This is a genomic window from Streptomyces katrae, from assembly GCF_000966975.1.
Taxonomy (GTDB): domain Bacteria; phylum Actinomycetota; class Actinomycetes; order Streptomycetales; family Streptomycetaceae; genus Streptomyces; species Streptomyces katrae.
In genome coordinates this window covers 1-18378 of the sequence record NZ_JZWV01000250.1, presented here as the reverse complement: position 1 = coordinate 18378, position 18378 = coordinate 1, and the positions used below count along the sequence as shown (strand labels likewise).

Sequence of the window (18378 nt, the reverse complement as noted above, 5' to 3'; positions counted from 1 at the left end):
CCGGCCGGGCGCCGACCCCGCCGAGGTCACGGACGCCGCCGAGCGGCTGACGGCCCTGCTGGAGGGGCTGAGCGTGCGCCGGCTCAGTGGTCTGCTCCCCCTGGAGCACGCCCGCCGCCTGATGCGCGAGGCCGTCCGCGTGGAGGTCGACCGGCCGGCTTGAGCGGCCCGGTGGAATCCGTGGGCCGATCGGGCACCCGCCACGCGCGGCAGTTTGACTGAATTTTCAGTCAGTGCCATTGTCAGTCAGTGCCAGAGTGGCGGAACGAGTCCACGATCGGAGCTTCCCCGTGACGAACCCTCCCCCCGCCCGCCGGTCCGTCCTGCGCACCCTCCTCGGTTTCGGCGCCCTCGCCCTCGGCGCCGCCGCCTGCGGCCCCGCCGACGACGCCGCCGAGCGGCCCGGCACCCCGGCCAACACCCCCGAGCAGGCCTCCGCCAACGGCGCGAAGCGCCGCCTCGGTGCCGAGTGGGAGAGCCACACCCGGACGTTCATGGCCTGGCCGGCCATCGCCGCCGGAGTATGGGACAAGGACCTGCCTTACGTCCGCGAGGACATCGCTCGGATCGCCCGGGCCGTCGGGGCGTACGAGGCGGTTGTCATGATGGCCCGTCCCGACCAGGTGGACGCGGCCCAGCGGGCCTGCGGCAACCAGGTCGAGGTCATCCCGCTGGCCGTCGACGACCTGTGGGCCCGCGACACCGTCCCCGTGTTCGTCGAGGAGGCGGGCAGGACCGTCGGCGTCGACTTCAACTTCAACGGCTGGGGCGGCAAGCAGCAGCACGGGAACGACGCCCAGGTGGGCCGGACCCTGCTGCAGAAGTACGGGATCCCCCGGGTCCAGGCCCCCCTCGTCGCCGAGGGCGGCTCCTTCGAGACCGACGGCGAGGGCACCCTGCTCGTCACGGAGAGCTCGATCGTCAACGACAACCGCAACCGCGGGAAGTCCCGGAACACGATCGAGGCCGAGCTCAAGAAGACCCTCGGGGTGGAGAAGGTGGTCTGGCTGGCCGGTGTGCGGGGCCAGGACATCACCGACGCCCACGTGGACAGCCTCGTCCGCTTCACCGCGCCCGGGGTGGTCCTGCTGGACCGCGCGCACCCGAACACCCCGCCGGACTCCTGGTCCCGCTCGGCCGACCAGGCCAAGTCCGTCCTGTCCAGGGCCACGGACGCCCGCGGCCGGCGCCTCGAGGTCATCGACCTGCCACAGCCCGACCTGGACCGGATCACGGGCCGGGGCGACGACTTCGTCTCCACCTACGCCAACTTCTACGTGGCCAACGACGCCGTGTTCATGCCCCGGTTCGGCGACCGGCAGGCCGACGACCGCGCCCGCGGCATCCTGCGGGAGCACTTCCCGAAGCGGGAGGTCGTCCAGGTGCGGATCGACACGATCGCCTCGGGCGGGGGCGGCATCCACTGCTCCACCCACGACCAGCCGGGCAAGCCGGCCGCCTGACCGGAGCGCCGTGGGTTAGCGTCGGCCCCATGGAGCGAATCCGAGCGGTCCTGATCGACATCGACGGAGTCCTCACCGTCTCCTGGAAGGCCCTGCCCGGCACGGTGGAGGCCATGGAACGGCTGCGCTCCGCGGGCCTGCGGCTGGCGCTGGTCACCAACAACACCTCCCGCACCCGCGCCGTCATCGCCGCCCGCCTGTCCGGCCTGGGCTTCCCCGTGACCGCCGGGGACGTGCTCACCGCTCCGGCCGCCACGGCGGCGTACCTGCGCGAGCACTTCCCCGGTGCCCGCTGCCTCCTTCTCAACAGCGGAGACGTACGGGAGGACCTGCCGGGGGTCACCCTTGTCGACGGGCATGGAACGGACGCGGAGGTGGAGGTGGACGTGATCGTGCTCGGCGGCGCGGGCCCGGAGTTCGGGTACGAGGCCCTCAATCGCGTCTTCCGGCACCTTCAGCGCGGGGCCCGGCTGGTGTCCATGCACCGCAACCTGTACTGGCGCACCGAGGGCGGCCTCGACCTGGACACCGGGGCCTTCCTGGAAGGGCTGGAGAAGGCCTCCCGCACCGAGGCGGAGGTGACGGGCAAGCCGGCGCCCGCGTTCTTCGCGAGCGCCCTCGCCCACCTGGGCGCCGACGCGTCCGAGACGCTGATGGTCGGCGACGACGTCGAGTCCGACGTCCTGGCCGCCCAGCGGTCCGGCATCACCGGCGTCCTGGTCAGGACCGGCAAGTACCTCCCCGAGACACACCGGGCCGCCTCCGGCACCCCCGACCACGTCCTCGACTCCTTCGCCGACCTGCCCGGCCTCCTCGCCTCCGGCTGACGCCGGTCGCATCATGGGAGGTGGTGATGCGGAATGAGGCTGTCGTTCCTGCAACCCCTGTACGCGGAGTCCGGCCCCTTCGCCTCGGTGTACCTGGACACCTCGCGGGACGTGGAGCAGCCCGACCGGGCCGTCGCCCTGCGCTGGAACCGGCTGCGCGCGGACCTGACCCGGCAGGGCGCGGACCGGGCGCTGCTCGGCGTCCTGGAGGAGGCCGTCGGCGCGGACGCGGAGCTGCCCGGGATGCACGGGCAGGCGATCTTCGCGGCCAACGGCGCGCTCGTCCTGGACGGCGAGCTGCCCCGGCCGCCGGCCCGGGACACGGCCCGCTACAGCACCCTGCCGGAGGCGGTTCCGCTGGTCAGCCAGCACCTTCCGGAGATCCCCTACCTGGCGGTGGTGGTGCACTACGGCGGGCTGCCCACGGCCGAGACGCACGGCTGGGTACGGGTGGAGGCGGAAGCCGGCACCTGGCCGGCCTCCACCGTGGCCCCGGGTGAGCGGTTGCACCGCGAGGAGCCGGTGGCCACCTGGCACCACGGCGCCGTCCGGCTGGGGCACCGGCTGGACTCCTGGGCCCGGCGCACGCACGCCGACGCCGTGGTCGTCGGCGGGGACGAGTGGGCGGGCAACGTCCTGGTCCGCCGGCTGCCGCACGCCCTGCGCTCCAAGGTCGTACGGGTCCGGGGCGCGACCCCGACGGACACCGGGCGGGCCCTGCTGGAGTCGCAGCTCGACGGGGTCTTCCGGGGCCGAATGGCCGCGCACGACCGGGAGCTGGTGGACGTGTTCATCGGCCGCCGGGCCCTGCACGGGCCCGTGTCGGAGGGGCTGGCCGCGACCGTGGCCGCCCTGCAGCGCGGGCAGGTAGCGGCGCTGCTGCTGAACCGCGTGCCCACCGCCCCGCTGCGGCTGTGGACCGGCCCGGGGCCGGCGCAGCTCGCCCTGACCGAGGGGGAGCTGCTCGCCTGCGGAGTGCGGGCGCCCCGTGAGGAGCCCGCCGGTGAGGCCCTGGTGCGGGCGGTCGTGGGCACGGCCGCCGAGCTGGTCGTCGTACCGGAGGACGACCTGGAGCTGGCGGAGGGCGTCGGGGCGCTCCTGCGGTACGCCGACCGCCGGCCCGACGGAGCCTGATCGGCCCCGCTTCCCCGAGTCCGCTCAGAAGCGCTCGTAGGTGCCCACGAGGGTGGCGCCGGCGAGCTGCCTGTCCCGCACGGCGCCGTGCACGGCGTTCACGTCGGGCCGCTCGCGCAGCAGGACCGGCTGGGACAGGGCGTACAGGTGGAAGAAGTAGCGGTGCGGCCCGTGCCCGGGCGGGGGCATCGGACCGCCCCAGCCCAGCCGTCCGAAGCCGTTGGGCCAGGACCGGCCGCCGTGGGGCACCCGGCCCTCCTCCACCCCGCCGGTCCACGGGTCGATGCCCGTGACCAGCCAGTGCAGGAAGGCGGGCCCGGGCGCGTCCGGGTCCTCGCACAGGAGGAGCAGCTCCGCGGTGCCCTCGGGAGCGGCCGTCCAGGTCAGGGGCGGTGAGAGGTCCTCCCCTTCGCCGGTGTGGCGGCGGGGGATCTCCCTGTGGTCGGCGAATGCGGGGCTGGTCAGCTGAAACGCGGTCACGGCCGCCGCTCTACCCGCTCGCGGGGGTGACCGTACCGCTGTGGGTCCGCGATCCACCCGACTGCCCCGCGACGAGGGGCCGGCCGGTGGGCAGGTGCCCGGCGGGCGGGGCATCCTGGACGGTGAGGCATGCCTTCCTGAACCCCTTGGGGGACGTCATGGAACTCGGCTTTCTCAAACCGCTCTTCGCCCGGCCGGGTCCCTGGGCCTCGGTGTACGTCGAGACCACCCGGGCGACCGAGGACGCACAGCGGATTCAAGCACTGCGTGAACGGGAGGTCGCGTCCCGGCTGATCGACGCGGGCGCCGACGCCTACACCGTACGGGCCGTGGTGAACCGGCTCGCCAACGAGCCGGTCAGCGGGGCGCCGCCCGGCCGCGCGCTGTTCGCGGCGGGCGCCGAGGTGGTCCTCGACATCCCGCTCGGGAAGGTCCCGGCCGCCATCGAGGCCACCTGGTCGGTCCTGCCGCACATCGCGCCGCTGGCGGGCCTGCGCGGCGACGACCCGAGCTGTCTGGTGGCGTACATCGACCGGACCGGCGCCGATCTGGAGCTGCGTCACGCGTACGGCCGGGCGGCCGTGGGCCAGGCCCGGGGCAAGGAGTGGCAGGATCGCGGGCACCGCGGCGTGCCGGCGGACCGGCACGAATGGCACTACCGGAACAAGGACGAGAACGCCCGGAACGAGACGGCCGACGTCATCGCGGCGGAGCTGGCCCGGATGTGGCCGGAGAGCGGCGCCGGTCTCGTGGTGCTGACCGGTGACGCCCGCGAGCGGCGGGCCGTACACAACCGGCTGCCCGAACGGATGCGGGCGGTGACCGCCGAGGTCGACGGCGGCCGGACGCCCGGTGCCTCGCAGGACACCCTGGACCGGGAGATCGCGCGGCTGCGCGAGGGTTTCGCCCGCCGGCGGCTGGAGAGCGCCCTGGAACGCTTCCGCATCGGCCGGGGCCGGCCCGGCGAGCACCGCGAGTCCACGGTGGACACCGGGCCGGGCGAGGCGGCCGAGGGCGTACCGGCGGTGGTGGACGCCGTACGCACCCACCAGGTGGCCACGCTGCTGCTCGGCCCGGACGGCTCCGACACGGGTCGCGAGGTGTGGATCGGCCCCGGCGTGGACGACGTGGCGCTCCAGCGCGGTCAGGCGCGGGCGATGGGCGTCGACAAGCCGGTACGGGCGCGCGCGGACGACGCCCTGCTGCGGTCCGCGGCGGCGGCCGGCAGCGAGGTCCTCGTCGTCCCCGCGGGCATGCCGGGCCCGGCGGGCGGCCTGGGGGCGGTACTGCGCTGGACCATCTGACCATGTGACCGTCCGGTCAACGGATGACCTGACGGTGAGGGGACGGGTCCTGGACCAGGCCGCACGGCGCGGCCTGGCCCGACCGGGGCTGCGGGCCGTCGTTACGGTGCCATCTCGTAGGCCCCGGAGAGGGCCTCGACGCGCTCCCAGACGCGGGCCGCGCGGGCCTCGTCGACGACCGGGCGGCGCACCGCGCCGAGCGCCCACGCCTGCTGCGCCCCGGTGGCGGAGTCCTTGCCGTGCAGTTCGACGGCGTGCCCGGAGAAGTCGCGGACGAGGACGGAGAACAGCTCGTCGAGGACGTCACGGTCCAGGTCCGTCAGGCGGGCCTGCTCCAGGATCAGCTGGCCGTGCACCACGAGCGCGAACAGCTGGCCGACGGAGAGCAGGAAGTCGAGGTCGCGGCTCTGCGCCTCGTCGGGCGCGATGGTGGCGACGAACTCGCACAGGGCGTCGGCCTGTTCGCGGAAGCGGGCGACGTTCGGCACCTCGGCGTACGCGTCGAAGGCGGGCCGCCAGTCGTGGAAGCGTACGGAGCCCAGGCCGCGGGCCGGGCCCTGCCGGAAGAGGAAGTCGTCGTCGGCCGCGTCGAGGCGGGTCGGCACGGCCGGGTACTCGACCGGCTCCAGCAGGTGGTTGCGCATGAACTTGAGGATCAGCGCGAGGTTGACGTGGACGGTGCCCTCGAGCTTGGGCAGGCCGCGGATCTCCACGGCGGCGTTGGCGAAGTAGGTGTCCTTCTCGAAGCCCTTGGCGGCGATGACGTCCCACATCAGGTCGATGACCTTCTCGCCCTCCGTGGTCACCTTCATCTTCGTCATCGGGTTGAAGAGGAGGTAGCGGCGGTCCTCGGGACCGGCGGAGCGGAAGTAGTCCACCGCCCGGTCGCTGAACAGCTTCATGCCGACGAGGCGGACGTAGGCGTCGGCCAGCTCGCGGCGCACGTGCGGGAAGGCGGTGACCGGGCGGCCGTAGAGGACGCGGTTCCGCGCGTGGGTGACGGCCTCGTACATCGCGTGCTCGCAGATGCCGATGGAGGCGGTGCAGAGGTTGAACTTGCCCACGTTGACGGTGTTGAGGGCGGCGTCGAAGGCGGCGCGGCCGGTGTGCAGCACGTCCTCGGCGGCGACCGGGTAGCGCTCCAGCCGGAACTCGCTCACGTACTTGGAGGAGTCGACGACGTTCTGGACGAGGCCGTACGCGGGGTGGCGGCTGTCGGCGGCGAAGAAGACGTAGCCGTCGGGGCCCTCGACGTCGGTGCGGCGGCCGAAGACGGAGACCAGGCCGGCGGCGTTGCCGTTGCCGATGTAGTACTTCGAGCCGGTCGCCAGGAAGCCGCCGTCGCCGTCGGGCTCCAGGAGCATGTCGGTGGAGTAGATGTCGGCGCCGTGGGTCCGCTCGGACAGGCCGAACGCGAACACCTCGCCCTGGGTGAGGAGTTCGGCGGCGCGGGCGCGGGCGGCGGCGTTGTCGCTCTGCCAGACCGGGCCCAGGCCCAGGATGGTCACCTGCCAGGCGTACCAGTAGTCGAGGCCGTAGAAGCCGAGGATCTCGTTGAGGGCGGCGATGCGGGCGGTGTCCCAGCGCCGGCCCTCGTGGCCGGCGGCGGCGGAGGCCGGGGTGAGGAAGGTGGCGAACAGGCCTTCCTTGGCGGCGAAGGCGAGGAAGTCCGCGAGCCAGGCGCGGGTGCGGTAGTCCTCCAGCAGCTTGCGCTTGCCGCGCTCCTCGAACCAGTCCACGGTGGCGCGCAGCAGGCGGCGGGTCTCGGGGTCGAAATGCGCGGGGTCGTAGGTGCGCGGGTTGAACAGGAGGGAGTCGGCCATGAGGGGTCGCCTTCCGGGGAGTAGTGACGGGTGTGCGGTCAGGCGGGCGGTGTCGCCGCCCCGATGCGGTGGAGGGTGGCCAGGACGTCGTCCAGCCAGGCGATGGTCATCCGCTCGTACGCGATGCCGCCGCGCAGCACGACGTGCTGGAGCTCCTGTCCGGCGTCGAGCGGGGCGGGGGCGGCGGGCCCGGTGAAGTCGCGCCGCTCCCCCGCGAGGTAGTGCGCGAGGCGGTCGCTGTGGGCGCGGTGGTGGCGTTCGACCTCGCGGATCAGGGCGGCGGGGTCGTCGAAGGCCGCGCCGCGGATCTTGACGGCGAGCTCGTGGCGCATGCTCTCGGGTTCGATGGGCTCGTGCAGCCACCGGGTGAGGGCGGCGCGGCCGGGGGCGGCGACGGAGTACTCCTTCTTGTCCGGCCGCCCCTGCTGGGGCACCTCGCGGACGGTGAGCAGGCCGTCGGCGGCCATGCGCCCGAGGACGCGGTAGATCTGCTGGTGCGTGGCGGTCCAGAAGTAGCCGATGGACCGGTCGAACCGCCGGGCCAGTTCGTAGCCGGAGCCGGGCATCTCCAGGAGGGAGACGAGGATCGCGTGGTCGAGCGCCATGCCCCGCATCTTTGTATGCAACTCGTTGCATAGACAAGTGCCGCCGCCCGGGTGAGACACGGCTCACCCGCTCCCCGTGCTCGGGGCCCGGCAAATCGTTTGCCGGGCCTGTACCGCGTGGATAGCGTCACCGGTCATGACCCCGACGCTGCGCACCGAGCGCCTGCTCCTGGACCCCTACCTCCCCGATGACGAAGAGGCGTTCGTGGCCCTGTTCCAGGACACGAGGGTGTCCCGTTGGATGGGTGACGGGCCCGTCCCCGAGGAGGAGGACCGGGCCCTCTTCGGCCGGATCTTCACCAAGGTGTACGCCCGGGGCCTGTTCGACGTCTGGGCCGTCCGCCGCGACGGCGAGCTGATCGGGCACGCCGAGATCAAGCGGACCGACGCCGTCGGGGGCCACGAGATCATCTACGCGCTGGCCCCCGCCGCCTGGGGTGCGGGGCTGGGGTCCGAGCTGGCGCGGGCCCTGACGGCGTACGGCTTCGACACCCTCGCGCTGGCCGAGGTGCACGCCACCGTGGCCGCGGAGAACGGTGCTTCGCTGGCCCTGCTGGAGCGGATCGGCTTCGAGCACGTCCGCGACATCACCGAGGACGACGGCAGCACCACCCGCGTGCTGACCCTGCGGGCCGCGCGGGACGTCTAGAGGGTGTCGGCCCACGGCGGGGCAGAAGGCGACATACCGCCATGGCCGGATCCCGGCGGTCCACCGGGGCCGCTCCCGGTGCTGGGGCCACCGCCGTTCGGGGCGGCGGGTACGGTTCCGGCATGGACGTTTCAGCAATCAGTTCGAACGACGCCGGCCCCGCTCCGGCGGAGGTGCTCAAGGAGGCCGCCCGCCGGCAGCTGGTGGAGGTGGGTGCCGCCGCCCTGTCCCTGGAGGGGGTGGCCCGCGCCGCCGGCCTCGCCCTCTCCGAGGCCGAGGCCGTCTTCCCGCACCGGGACGACCTGCTGACCGCGCTCGTCATCGACGCCTACGACGCCTCCGGCGCCGCGATGGAGGCGGCCGACACGGCAGGTGCTCCGGCGGGGGCGCGGCTGCTCGCCGTCACCCGCGCCCTGCGGCGGTGGTCCTTCGCGAACCCCGGCGAGTTCACGCTGATCTACGGTTCACCGGTGCCGGGCTACCACGCCCCGCAGGACACCGTTCCGGCCGCCGCGCGCACCCCCGCCGTGCTCGCCGGGATCGTCCGGGCCGCGCTGGAGGGCGGCGAACTGACCCCGCCGCGGCGCGCGGTGCCCGGTCCGCCGCTGCTGCTGCCGGCCGCCGTAGAGGCCTTCGGCGGCGTACCCGGGGCTCCGTTCTCGGACATCGTCGAGCGCGGCATCGTGCTGTGGAGCAACCTCATCGGACTCCTGGTCTTCCAGGTCTTCAGCCGCACCCACGACAGCGTCAAGGACGAGGCCGCGTACTTCGACTACGCGATCGCCGTCTGCGCCGAGAGCATCGGGCTCGAGGTCCCGCCGGCCGAACACACCGACTGACCCCTTCTGCCGCCCCCGCGGCCCCCTGTAGGAAACCAGGCCTTGAACACCATCAGAACCCTCTGCTTCGTCATCGCGGCGCTCTCCTCGTACGCCGCGCTCATCTACCGGCTGTGCCAGGCGAGGCGCAGCCGGCACGACAGTGCCTACTGGACGCTGATCGCCACTCTGGTCCTCCAGTGCTTCACCTTCACCATGGGCGCCGTGGCCATGAGCGGCCCCGCCTTCCTGGGCGTCGGCAACCTCGCCATCCTCCTCATGCACCTGTCGGCGGTGGCCTACTGCGTGGCCGCGGAGATCATCCTGCTGCGGTGGGCGGCGCCCGACGAGGAGGCGCGGCGCAGGACGCGGTGGTGGCTGATCACCGGGTGCGCGCTCGACGTGGCCCTCGTGGCGCTCTTCGTCCTGGCCGACGGAACCTCCCGGCCGTCCTCGGACTTCGACACGGGCAGCGGTCAGCCGCTGGTCCTCGTCTACCTCCTGGCCTTCATGGCCTCCCAGGCGCTGCCGTGCGTGACCATCTTCCGCCAGTGCGGTTCCTACGCGCGGATGACGGAGAACGAGTCGCTGCGGCAGGCGCTGCGGGTGCTGCGGGTGGCCGCCGTGGTGCTGTTCCTGTACTGCTCGTGCCGCACCCTCAACATCCTGACGGCCGCGTCCGGGGTCGACATCGGCGCCTGGAAGCTGGCCTCGAACCTCTTCAGCGCGGCGGGCATCGTCATCCTGTCGCTCGGCCTGACCAACTCCTCGTGGGGCCCGGCGGCTTCCCGGCTGCTGGCGTGGGGGCGCAGCTACCGCTCGTACCGGGCGCTGTACCCGCTCTGGCGGGACCTGTACGAGTCCTCTCCGGACATCGCCCTGGAGCCGCCGGGTGCCTCGGTCTCGGACCTGGACTACCGGCTGCACCGCCGGGTCGTCGAGATCCGCGACGGGTGGCGGGACCTGCGCCCGTACATCGACCGTACGACCGTGGGCGGTTCGGCCGGGGACGCGGGCAGGGAGGAGAGCGAGGAATCGCGGCAGGCCTTCACGGAGGCGGCGCGGATCAAGCGGGCGCTGCTGGCCAAGCAGGCCGGGACCATGCCGCACGACAACAAGGACGCCGGCGACTTCGACGACCGGGACACGGACAACTTCATGGCCGAAGTCGCCTGGCTCACCAAAGTCGCGGCCGCCTACAGTAAACTCGGCACCGCGAGTTGAAAAGCTCCCGCCCGGTTTGTATCCCCCGTCAAACCGGGCGGGCCTCCCCCGTTCCCCCCGCTTCCCATGCCGGGCCGGGCGGGTGGCTACCGCCCGGACTGGCCCGGCCCATCCCCCGAGGGCCGGGCCAGTCCGTTTTCACCGCCTGGCAACCCGTCCTACGTCCCCCGTAGCGAGTTAGCTGGCAGCTATCGGCGAGACCCAACGTTGGCGGAGTCCAGGCCAATTGTCAACTGACCGCTATTCTGTGAAACTGGCGTATAGCCAAGGGCTATACCGAGGAGGTGACGGGAGGGAGATTCACCATGAGCGAGAGCGACGACCGGCCCCTGCTCGCCAGGCGCCTTGACGACCTGTTCAAGACGGTCCGTCCCAAGGGCAAGCACTGGACCAACGCCGAGGTGGCGGAGGAACTGAAGCGGGTCAACCCCGAACTCAAGGCCGGGGGCGTGTACCTGTCGCAGCTCCGCACGGGGAAGCGTTCCAACCCCTCGCCCGACCTCCTCGCCGCCCTCGCCAAGTTCTTCGGCGTCTCGGTCGCCTACTTCTTCGACGACAAGGTCGCCGAGTCGGTGCTCAGCCAGGTCGCCGCCATCGAGGCGCTGCGGCAGTCCGGGGTCCGCGCCGTGGCCATGCGCGCGGCGGGGATGAAGAAGGAGAACCTCGCGGCCATCACGGCCATCATGGACCAGTACCGGCAGATGCAGGGCCTCCCGCCGGTCACCGACGCCCCCGTCTCCGACTCCGCCGCCGACGGCCCCGGCCCCTCCGAGCCCGTATGAGGGGCTGAGCCCGTATGAGGGGCTCCTGGAAGGAGCGGGCCGCCGACCACGACCGGCGCAGCCGGCTCAAGAAGCTCCGCAAGGCCGGCGCCCGGCGGCTGGCCGAACTCGACCTGCCCGAGGTGACCGACGTCGCCGACCTCTGCCGCCACCTGGGCGAGGCGCGCGAGCGGCCGATCATCCTGGTCCCGATGCAGATGCCCTCGTCGCACCCGTGCGGGATGTGGGTCGCCGCGCGTGACGAGGACCTGATCTTCTACGACGCCAACACCACCAGCGCGCATCAGGAGCACATCATCTTGCACGAGCTGGGCCACATCATCTGCTGCCATCGCGGGGCCGGCGGACTGGACGAGGCGGCTGCCCGCCTCCTCTTCCCCGACCTCGACCCCGACCTCGTGCGCGACATGCTCCTGCGCGCGACCTACGACGACGTCCAGGAGCAGGAGGCGGAGATCATCGCCTATCTGCTCGCCCAGCGGATGGAGGGCGAGCAGCACGCGGCACACACCGGCGCGGAGGCGGACGAGGGCGGCGACCCGGGGACGAGCGCCATGCTCAGCCGGATCGAACGGACCCTGTTCTGACGTGGGCTCCTCAGCTCCCGGCGGAGGCCACCTCCTCGGCCAGCGCCGCCACCGCCCGGCGGACGTCCTCCTCGCTGTGCTCACTGGTGACGAAGAACCGGAGCCGCGAGAGCCCCTCCTCCACGGCGGGATGGAAGATCGGGTCGGCGATCACTCCGCGCGCGTAGAGTCCGTCGGCCACGCGCAGGGTGCGGGCCGAGTCCCCGAGGATGCACGGCACGATCGGCGTGTGGGCGCTGGAGCCCGTCGCCAGGCCGGCGGCCGCGGCCAGGCCGACGAAGAGCTCGGAGTTGCGCCGCAGCGCGCCCACCCGCTCCGGCTCCGCGGCGATCAGCTCGGTGGCGGCCAGCGCGGCCGCCGCGTTGGGCGGGGTCAGGCCCACGCTGTAGACGAAGCCGGGCAGGGTGTGGCGCAGCCAGCGCACCATCCGCTGCGAGCCGCCGAGGTAGCCCCCGCAGCTGGCGAAGGCCTTGGACAGGGTGCCCATCCACAGGTCCACGTCGCGGCGGTCGACCCCGAAGAACTCTCCGACGCCCCGGCCGCGTTCGCCGACGGTGCCGATGCTGTGCGCCTCGTCCACCATCAGCAGTGCGCCGTAACGTTTCTTCAACTCGATCACGGCGGGCAGGTCGACGAGGTCGCCGTCCATGCTGTAGGCGCCCTCGACGGCGATCAGCACCCGGCGGAACCGGGAGCGGTTGAGCCGCAGCAGGTGCTCCAGCTGCCGCACGTCGTTGTGCGCGAACGGGCGCCGCGCCGCGCCGGAGAGGGCGCAGCCCTGGAGGATGCTGTCGTGGGCGAGGGCGTCGTGCAGGACGAGGTCCCCCGGGCCGAGCAGGTGCCCGATCGCGGTGACGTTGGTGGCGTGGCCACTGACCAGCGTCAGGCAGTCCCCGACCCCCAGGAACTCCGTCAGGGCCCGTTCGAGGCGGACGGTGAGGTCCCGTTCGCCGGACAGGACCCGGCTCGCGGAGACCGAGGTCCCGTACCGGTCCACCGCCCGGTGCACGGCCTCGTTGACGGCGGGGTGCCCGGAGAGGCCGAGGTAGTTGTAGCTGCCGAAGGAGAGGTACGGCCGGCCGCCGATCACCGTGGTGTCGCGGATGGTGCCCTCGTGGACCCGGAAGTAGGGGAAGGCCGCCCCGGTGTCGGCGATGGAGCCCAGGAGCTGTTCCAGCTTGCCGACCTCCGGGAACTCGTCGACGTCCGCCGTCTCGGCGCTCCATTGCGGGGCGGCGGCCGGCGGGTCCGCCTCCGGCCGGGGGGGCCGGGGGACGCCGTGGTCCGGGTCGACGAGGGCGATCAGCCGGCTGATGGTGAGGTCCGGGGAGAACATCTCCTCGGTCCGGAACCCCGGCACCCGGTTCGCGATGCGCGTGTCCAGCTCGTGCAGCATCAGGGAGTCGAAGCCGAGGTCGGCGACCAGCGTCTGGCCCTCGTGCAGGTCGGACAGCGGGTAGACGCCGGTCCGCGACACCTCTTCGAGGACGACGGTCGCGGCGTCCGGCACGCCGGAGCGCGCCCCTTCCGGCTCCGCCACCGGGGCGGCGGGGGCGGGCTCCGGGTCCGGGCCGGCCGTCTCGCGCGCCGACTCGTCCACGATCCAGTGCCGGCGCGGGGCGAGCGGGCTCGGCGGCAGGGTGCACGGGGGTACGCGCTCCCCCGCGGGTGCGGCCGCCTCCCCGGCCGGGCCGGGCACCCGGCCCGCCTCCAGGGCCTCGGCGGCCCCGGTCAGCCGGGCCACCGCCTCGTCGGTGTCCCGCACCTCCACGGTGAGGCGTTCGGCGAGGGGGGCCCGGCGCGCGAGGGTGTCGGCCACGGCGGCCGGCGCGGGCCGGTCCGCGGCGAGGGCACCGGCCAGGTCCCGGGCGTACCGGGCCAGACCCGCCCGGTCGCGGGCGCTGAGGGTGAGGACGTACGGGCCCCCGGACGGTGCCGGCAGGACCGCCGGCCGCTCGGTGTGCTCCTCCACCACCAGGTGCACCCCGGTGCCGCCGAAGCCGAACGCGCTGACGCCCGCCCGGCGCGGCCGGCCGTCCCGGGGCCAGGCGACGGGCGCCGTGGGCACGGTCAGCCGCGCCGCGTCGAGCACGGGCGGTTCGGCGAGCCCGAACTCCGGCTGCGGAGGGATCACCCCCCGCTGCACGGCCAGGACGGACTTGATCAGCCCGGCCAGCCCCGCCGAGTTGAGCGAGTGCCCGACCACCGCCTTGACGGCGCCCAGGTAGGCGGGGGCGGCATCCTCCCCGCGCAGCTCGCGCAGGACGGAGAGCTCGACGGGGTCGCCGACGGTGGTCCCGGTGCCGTGCGCCTCCAGGTAGCCGACCTCACCGGGGGCCAGCCCGGCGTCGCGGTAGGCACGGCGCAGGGCGCGCAGCTGCCCGGCGGCCTGCGGGTGCATGCCGCCCTGGACGGTCCCGTCGTTGGCGGTGCCCACGCCGCGGATCACGGCGTACACCCGGTCCCCGGCCGCGAGCGCGTCGGACAGGGGCCGCAGCACCAGCATCCCGGCGCCCTCGCCCAGCACGAAGCCGTCGGCGTCCGCGCCGAACGGCAGGCAGCGGCCGCTGCGCGAGATGGCGCCGATCCGGCACAGCCCCACCAGGAGGTCGGGGGTGACGACCAGCTGGGCGCCGCCCGCGAGGGCGATGCGGGTGCGGCCGGAGCGCAGCGCGTGCACGGCGTTGGCCACCGCCATCAGGCCGCCGGAGCAGGCGGAGTCCAGGGCGTAGCTCTCGCCGTGCAGGTCGAAGACCGAACTGATCGTGTTCGGACCCATGTTGAGCAGGATCCCGGCGACGGAGGTGCCCCGCATCCCGTCGACGGCGCGCGCCGTGTCCGCCCAGCGGGGATCGGCCGGGCGTGCCCCGAACTCGCCGCCGGCCAGCTGGCGCATACGGATCCGGAGGGTCGTCAGGCCCCGGTAGCCGCTCTCGGTGAGGGCCGTGATCACCGAGGTCTCCTCCCGGTCGAAGCCGTCGGCCTCCCAGCCGGCGTCCTGGATCGCCTCGCGGGCGAGGTCGATCAGCAGCCGGTGCTGGGGGTCCATCGCCTTGGCCCGCCGCGGCGGGATGCCGTAGTGGGCCGCGTCGAAGCGGTCCACGTCCGGGAGCAGGGCCATGGTGTCCGTATAGGCGGCGGAGGTGTCGCGGAAGTCCTCGCTGAGGAAGGCGTCGGCGCGCCACCGCGTGTCGGGGACACGGCCGAACTGCGCCCGGGGGTCCGTCAGGAGCCGCCAGTACTCGTTCAGGTTCCGCGCGCCCGGGAAGCGGCAGGCCATCCCGACGACGGCTATGTCGTCCCGGTTCCGCTCCCCGCCCCTGTCCTGTCCCCGCCCTGCTGCGCTGGGGTCCACTGTGGAATCCATCCCTCTCACTGCAACCGTCACCCGGTGGTGGCCAGGCGTCCGCGCCACCAGTCCACCGTCGCCTTGACCTGCTCGTCCAGCGGGGTGGGCTGAGCCGCGAACGCGGTCTCGTAGGCACTGGAGTCGACCGTGAACGGACGGTCGAACTGGTAGCGGATCTCCTTCAGTTCGCGCAGCAGCGGCGAGAACAGCCCGCCCAGGCCGAGGACCAGGGGCGGGACGCCGCGCACGGCGACCGGTCCGGTGCCCGCCTCGGCGGCGAGCCGGTCCACCATCTCCCGTACGGACAGCGCGGGTCCGGTCGGCACGTGCCAGGCCCGGCCCCAGGCCCGCTCGTCGCCCGCGGTCTCCACCAGGGCCCGGGCCACGTCGGGGAGGTAGGTCCAGCTGTGCGGGGCGTCGGGGTCGCCGAGGGTGGAGACGGGCTTGCCGCGCAGCAGCGGCGGCAGCACGCGCGCCGCGAGGTGCCCGCCGTCGGTGACGCCGGGCCCGAAGAAGTCGGAGGCCCGTACCTCGACGGCCCTGATCCGGCCCTGCTGGTGCAGGTCCCGCGCGCGTTCCCAGACGGCGGCGCGCACCCGTCCCTTGGTGCCGGTCGCCGCGAGGGGCAGGTCCTCGGTCAGGGGGCCGTCCACGGGCCCGTACCCGTAGAGGTTCCCGAGCATGACGAGCACCGCCCCGGTCTCCTCGGCGGCTGTACAGAGCGAGGAGGCCAGCGCCGGCCACTCCGCCGCCCAGCGGTGGTAGGGCGGTGCGGCGCAGCTGTAGACCGCGGCCGCGCCCCGTACCGCCTCGGTGAGCCGCCCGCTGTCCCTCGCGTCCAGCGCGACGTGCTCGATCCCGGGCTCCGGGCTGCGGCCCGACGTGGTGACGACCTTCACGGTGCGGCCCTGCTCCACGAGCAGCCGGGCGGTGGCGGCGCCGGCGGGTCCGAAACCTATGACGACATGAGAGTTCACGTACGCACACTAGCGCGGGCCCCGGCGGAGGGCGGCGACGCCCTCCGGCGGGCCGACCGAAACACCCACCCTTACCGGAAGTACGCGCCCGGAAGGCCCGTTGGAAGCGCACCACCCCCTCCTCGGGATCCGCGCGATTGGCCGGAACCCCGTGCCCGCCGGGCTCCGCCCCGCCCCGTGCCCGGACCGGTCAGTATCGGAGAAGCGGCGGCCCGGGGCCCTCGCGTAGCGTGGAACGGGCCGGGGCGCCGAGGGACGCCGCCGCGGCCGCGCCGACGAGGGAGAGACGATGAGCAGGGCCACGACGAACGACCGCTCGGCCGTACCGCACGCCGCCGACAGCCACGACATGATCCGGGTGCACGGCGCGCGCGAGAACAACCTCAGGGACATCAGCGTCGAGATCCCCAAGCGGCGGCTGACGGTGTTCACCGGTGTGTCCGGCTCGGGCAAGAGCTCGCTCGTCTTCGACACGGTCGCCGCGGAGTCGCAGCGGCTGATCAACGAGACGTACAGCGCCTTCGTGCAGGGCTTCATGCCCGCGGCGGCCCGGCCCGACGTGGACGTGCTGGACGGGCTGACGACGGTGATCGCCGTGGACCAGCAGCGGATGGGCGGCGACCCCCGCTCCACGGTCGGCACGGCCACCGATGCCAACGCCATGCTGCGGATCCTCTTCAGCCGGCTCGGCGCCCCGCACATCGGGGGCCCCAAGGCGTACTCCTTCAACGTGGCCTCGGTCAGCGGCGCGGGCGCGGTCACCCTGGCGCGGGGCGGGCAGAAGGTCAAGGAGCGGCGCGAGTTCAGCGTGACGGGCGGCATGTGCCCGCGCTGCGAGGGCCGGGGCACGGTCACCGACCTGGACCTCACCCAGCTGTTCGACGACTCGAAGTCCCTCAACGAGGGGGCGCTCACCGTCCCCGGCTACAAGCCGGGCGGCTGGAACCACCGCCTCTACAGCGAGTCGGGCCTCTTCGACCCGGACAGGCCGATCCGCTCGTTCACGAAGAAGCAGCTCGCCGACTTCCTGCACCGCGAGCCGGTCAGGATGAAGATCGCGGGCATCAACATGACGTACGAGGGACTGCTCCCGCGGATCCGCAAGTCGATGCTGGCCAAGGACAAGGAGGCGATGCAGCCCCACATCCGCGAGTTCGTGGAGCGTGCGGTCACCTTCACGACCTGCCCCGACTGCGGGGGGACCCGGCTCAGCGCGGGTGCGCGGTCCTCGAAGATCAAGGGGATCAGCATCGCCGACGCCTGCGCGATGCAGATCAGCGACCTGGCCAAGTGGGTGAGCGGGCTCGACGAGCCGTCGGTGGCACCGCTGCTGGCGAAATTGCGGCACACGCTGGACTCGTTCGTGGAGATCGGGCTGGGTTACCTGTCGCTGGACCGGGCGGCGGGCACGCTGTCGGGCGGGGAGGCGCAGCGCGTCAAGATGATCCGCCACCTCGGCTCGGCGCTCACCGACGTCACGTACGTCTTCGACGAGCCCACCACCGGTCTGCACCCGCACGACATCCAGCGGATGAACGGCCTGCTGCTGCGGCTGCGCGACAAGGGCAACACGGTGCTGGTCGTGGAGCACAAGCCGGAGGTGATCGCGATCGCCGACCACGTCGTGGACCTCGGCCCCGGCGCCGGTGCGGCGGGCGGCACGGTCTGCTTCGAGGGCGGGGTGGAGGGGCTGCGGTCCAGCGGCACCGTGACCGGGCGGCACTTCGACGACCGGGCCGCCCTCAAGGAGTCGCTGCGCGAGCCTTCGGGCGTGCTGGAGATCCGCGGGGCGTCGGCGCACAACCTGCGCGGGGTCGACGTGGACGTCCCGCTCGGGGTGCTCACGGTGGTGACGGGGGTGGCCGGCTCGGGCAAGAGCTCGCTCATCCACGGGTCCGTCCCGGCCTCGGCGGGGGTGGTGTCGGTGGACCAGACGCCGATCCGGGGCTCCCGGCGGAGCAACCCGGCGACGTACACGGGGCTGCTGGAACCGGTCCGGAAGGCGTTCGCCAAGGCCAACGGGGTGAAGCCGGCCCTGTTCAGCGCCAATTCGGAGGGCGCCTGCCCCACCTGCAACGGTGCCGGGGTGGTCTACACCGACCTGGCGATGATGGCCGGCGTGGCCACCACCTGCGAGGACTGCGAGGGGAAGCGGTTCGACGCGTCGGTGCTGGAGTACCGGCTGGGCGGCCGGGACATCAGCGAGGTGCTGGAGATGCCGGTGGCGGAGGCGGCGGAGTTCTTCGGCTCGGGCGAGGCGCGGACACCGGCCGCGCACCGGATCCTGGAGCGGCTGGTGGACGTCGGCCTCGGCTACCTGACCCTCGGCCAGCCGCTGACCACCCTGTCGGGCGGG

General features: G+C 73.3%; 15 protein-coding genes. 10 read left to right on the top strand and 5 right to left on the bottom strand.

Annotation, left to right across the window (positions count from 1 at the left end):
• Positions 1–290 precede the first annotated feature (290 nt).
• Genes VR44_RS11115 through VR44_RS11105 form a run of 3 tightly spaced genes read left to right on the top strand, consistent with a single transcriptional unit; the run spans position 291 to position 3424 of the window.
• Entirely contained in the window at positions 291–1463 is a 1173-nt protein-coding gene (locus VR44_RS11115; protein ID WP_045947271.1) for an agmatine deiminase family protein, read from the top strand.
• 29 nt (positions 1464–1492) lie between these two features.
• Positions 1493–2290 (top strand): HAD-IIA family hydrolase, encoded by a 798-nt coding sequence (locus VR44_RS11110; RefSeq protein WP_045947270.1) that lies wholly within the window; start codon positions 1493–1495, stop codon positions 2288–2290.
• Between the two features lie 33 nt (positions 2291–2323).
• Positions 2324–3424, top strand: a complete 1101-nt coding sequence (locus VR44_RS11105) for a baeRF2 domain-containing protein (protein ID WP_045947269.1) — start codon at positions 2324–2326, stop codon at positions 3422–3424.
• Positions 3425–3448: 24 nt separating this feature from the next.
• On the opposite strand, the gene VR44_RS11100 is transcribed toward VR44_RS11105, so the two are convergent.
• Positions 3449–3904 carry a YbhB/YbcL family Raf kinase inhibitor-like protein gene (locus VR44_RS11100; protein WP_045947268.1) on the bottom strand — a complete coding sequence of 152 codons (456 nt, stop codon included), beginning with the start codon at positions 3902–3904 and terminating at the stop codon, positions 3449–3451.
• Positions 3905–4062: 158 nt separating this feature from the next.
• Between VR44_RS11100 and VR44_RS11095 the strand changes: the two genes are divergently transcribed.
• Entirely contained in the window at positions 4063–5208 is a 1146-nt protein-coding gene (locus VR44_RS11095; protein WP_045947267.1) for a baeRF2 domain-containing protein, read from the top strand.
• A gap of 101 nt (positions 5209–5309) precedes the next feature.
• On the opposite strand, the gene VR44_RS11090 is transcribed toward VR44_RS11095, so the two are convergent.
• Positions 5310–7031: an acyl-CoA dehydrogenase family protein gene (locus VR44_RS11090; RefSeq protein WP_045947266.1), complete on the bottom strand. Its 1722-nt coding sequence runs from the start codon at positions 7029–7031 to the stop codon at positions 5310–5312.
• A 38-nt stretch (positions 7032–7069) separates the two neighbouring features.
• Positions 7070–7636, bottom strand: coding sequence for a PadR family transcriptional regulator (locus VR44_RS11085; protein ID WP_045947265.1), 567 nt, complete (start codon positions 7634–7636; stop codon positions 7070–7072).
• Positions 7637–7772: 136 nt separating this feature from the next.
• On the opposite strand from VR44_RS11085, the gene VR44_RS11080 reads away from it, so the two are divergent.
• From VR44_RS11080 to VR44_RS11060, 5 genes are all read left to right on the top strand, one after another.
• A complete protein-coding gene (locus VR44_RS11080) occupies positions 7773–8285 on the top strand; it encodes a GNAT family N-acetyltransferase (RefSeq protein WP_045947264.1) in 513 nt (170 codons plus the stop codon).
• A gap of 122 nt (positions 8286–8407) precedes the next feature.
• Positions 8408–9124, top strand: a complete 717-nt coding sequence (locus VR44_RS11075; protein ID WP_094191557.1) for a TetR/AcrR family transcriptional regulator — start codon at positions 8408–8410, stop codon at positions 9122–9124.
• A 42-nt stretch (positions 9125–9166) separates the two neighbouring features.
• Entirely contained in the window at positions 9167–10327 is a 1161-nt protein-coding gene (locus tag VR44_RS11070; protein ID WP_045947262.1) for an MAB_1171c family putative transporter, read from the top strand.
• Between the two features lie 305 nt (positions 10328–10632).
• Entirely contained in the window at positions 10633–11109 is a 477-nt protein-coding gene (locus VR44_RS11065; protein WP_045947261.1) for a helix-turn-helix domain-containing protein, read from the top strand.
• Positions 11110–11123: 14 nt separating this feature from the next.
• Positions 11124–11696, top strand: a complete 573-nt coding sequence (locus VR44_RS11060) for a hypothetical protein (protein ID WP_045947260.1) — start codon at positions 11124–11126, stop codon at positions 11694–11696.
• Positions 11697–11706: 10 nt separating this feature from the next.
• On the opposite strand, the gene VR44_RS11055 is transcribed toward VR44_RS11060, so the two are convergent.
• Entirely contained in the window at positions 11707–14976 is a 3270-nt protein-coding gene (locus VR44_RS11055) for an aminotransferase class I/II-fold pyridoxal phosphate-dependent enzyme (RefSeq protein ID WP_045947259.1), read from the bottom strand.
• 104 nt (positions 14977–15080) lie between these two features.
• A complete protein-coding gene (locus VR44_RS11050; RefSeq protein ID WP_045947258.1) occupies positions 15081–16022 on the bottom strand; it encodes an NAD-dependent epimerase/dehydratase family protein in 942 nt (313 codons plus the stop codon).
• A 289-nt stretch (positions 16023–16311) separates the two neighbouring features.
• Here VR44_RS11050 and VR44_RS11045 point away from each other — a divergent pair.
• Positions 16312–18378 (top strand): excinuclease ABC subunit UvrA (locus tag VR44_RS11045; protein ID WP_045947257.1); only part of this gene is annotated, 2067 nt, incomplete at its 3' end.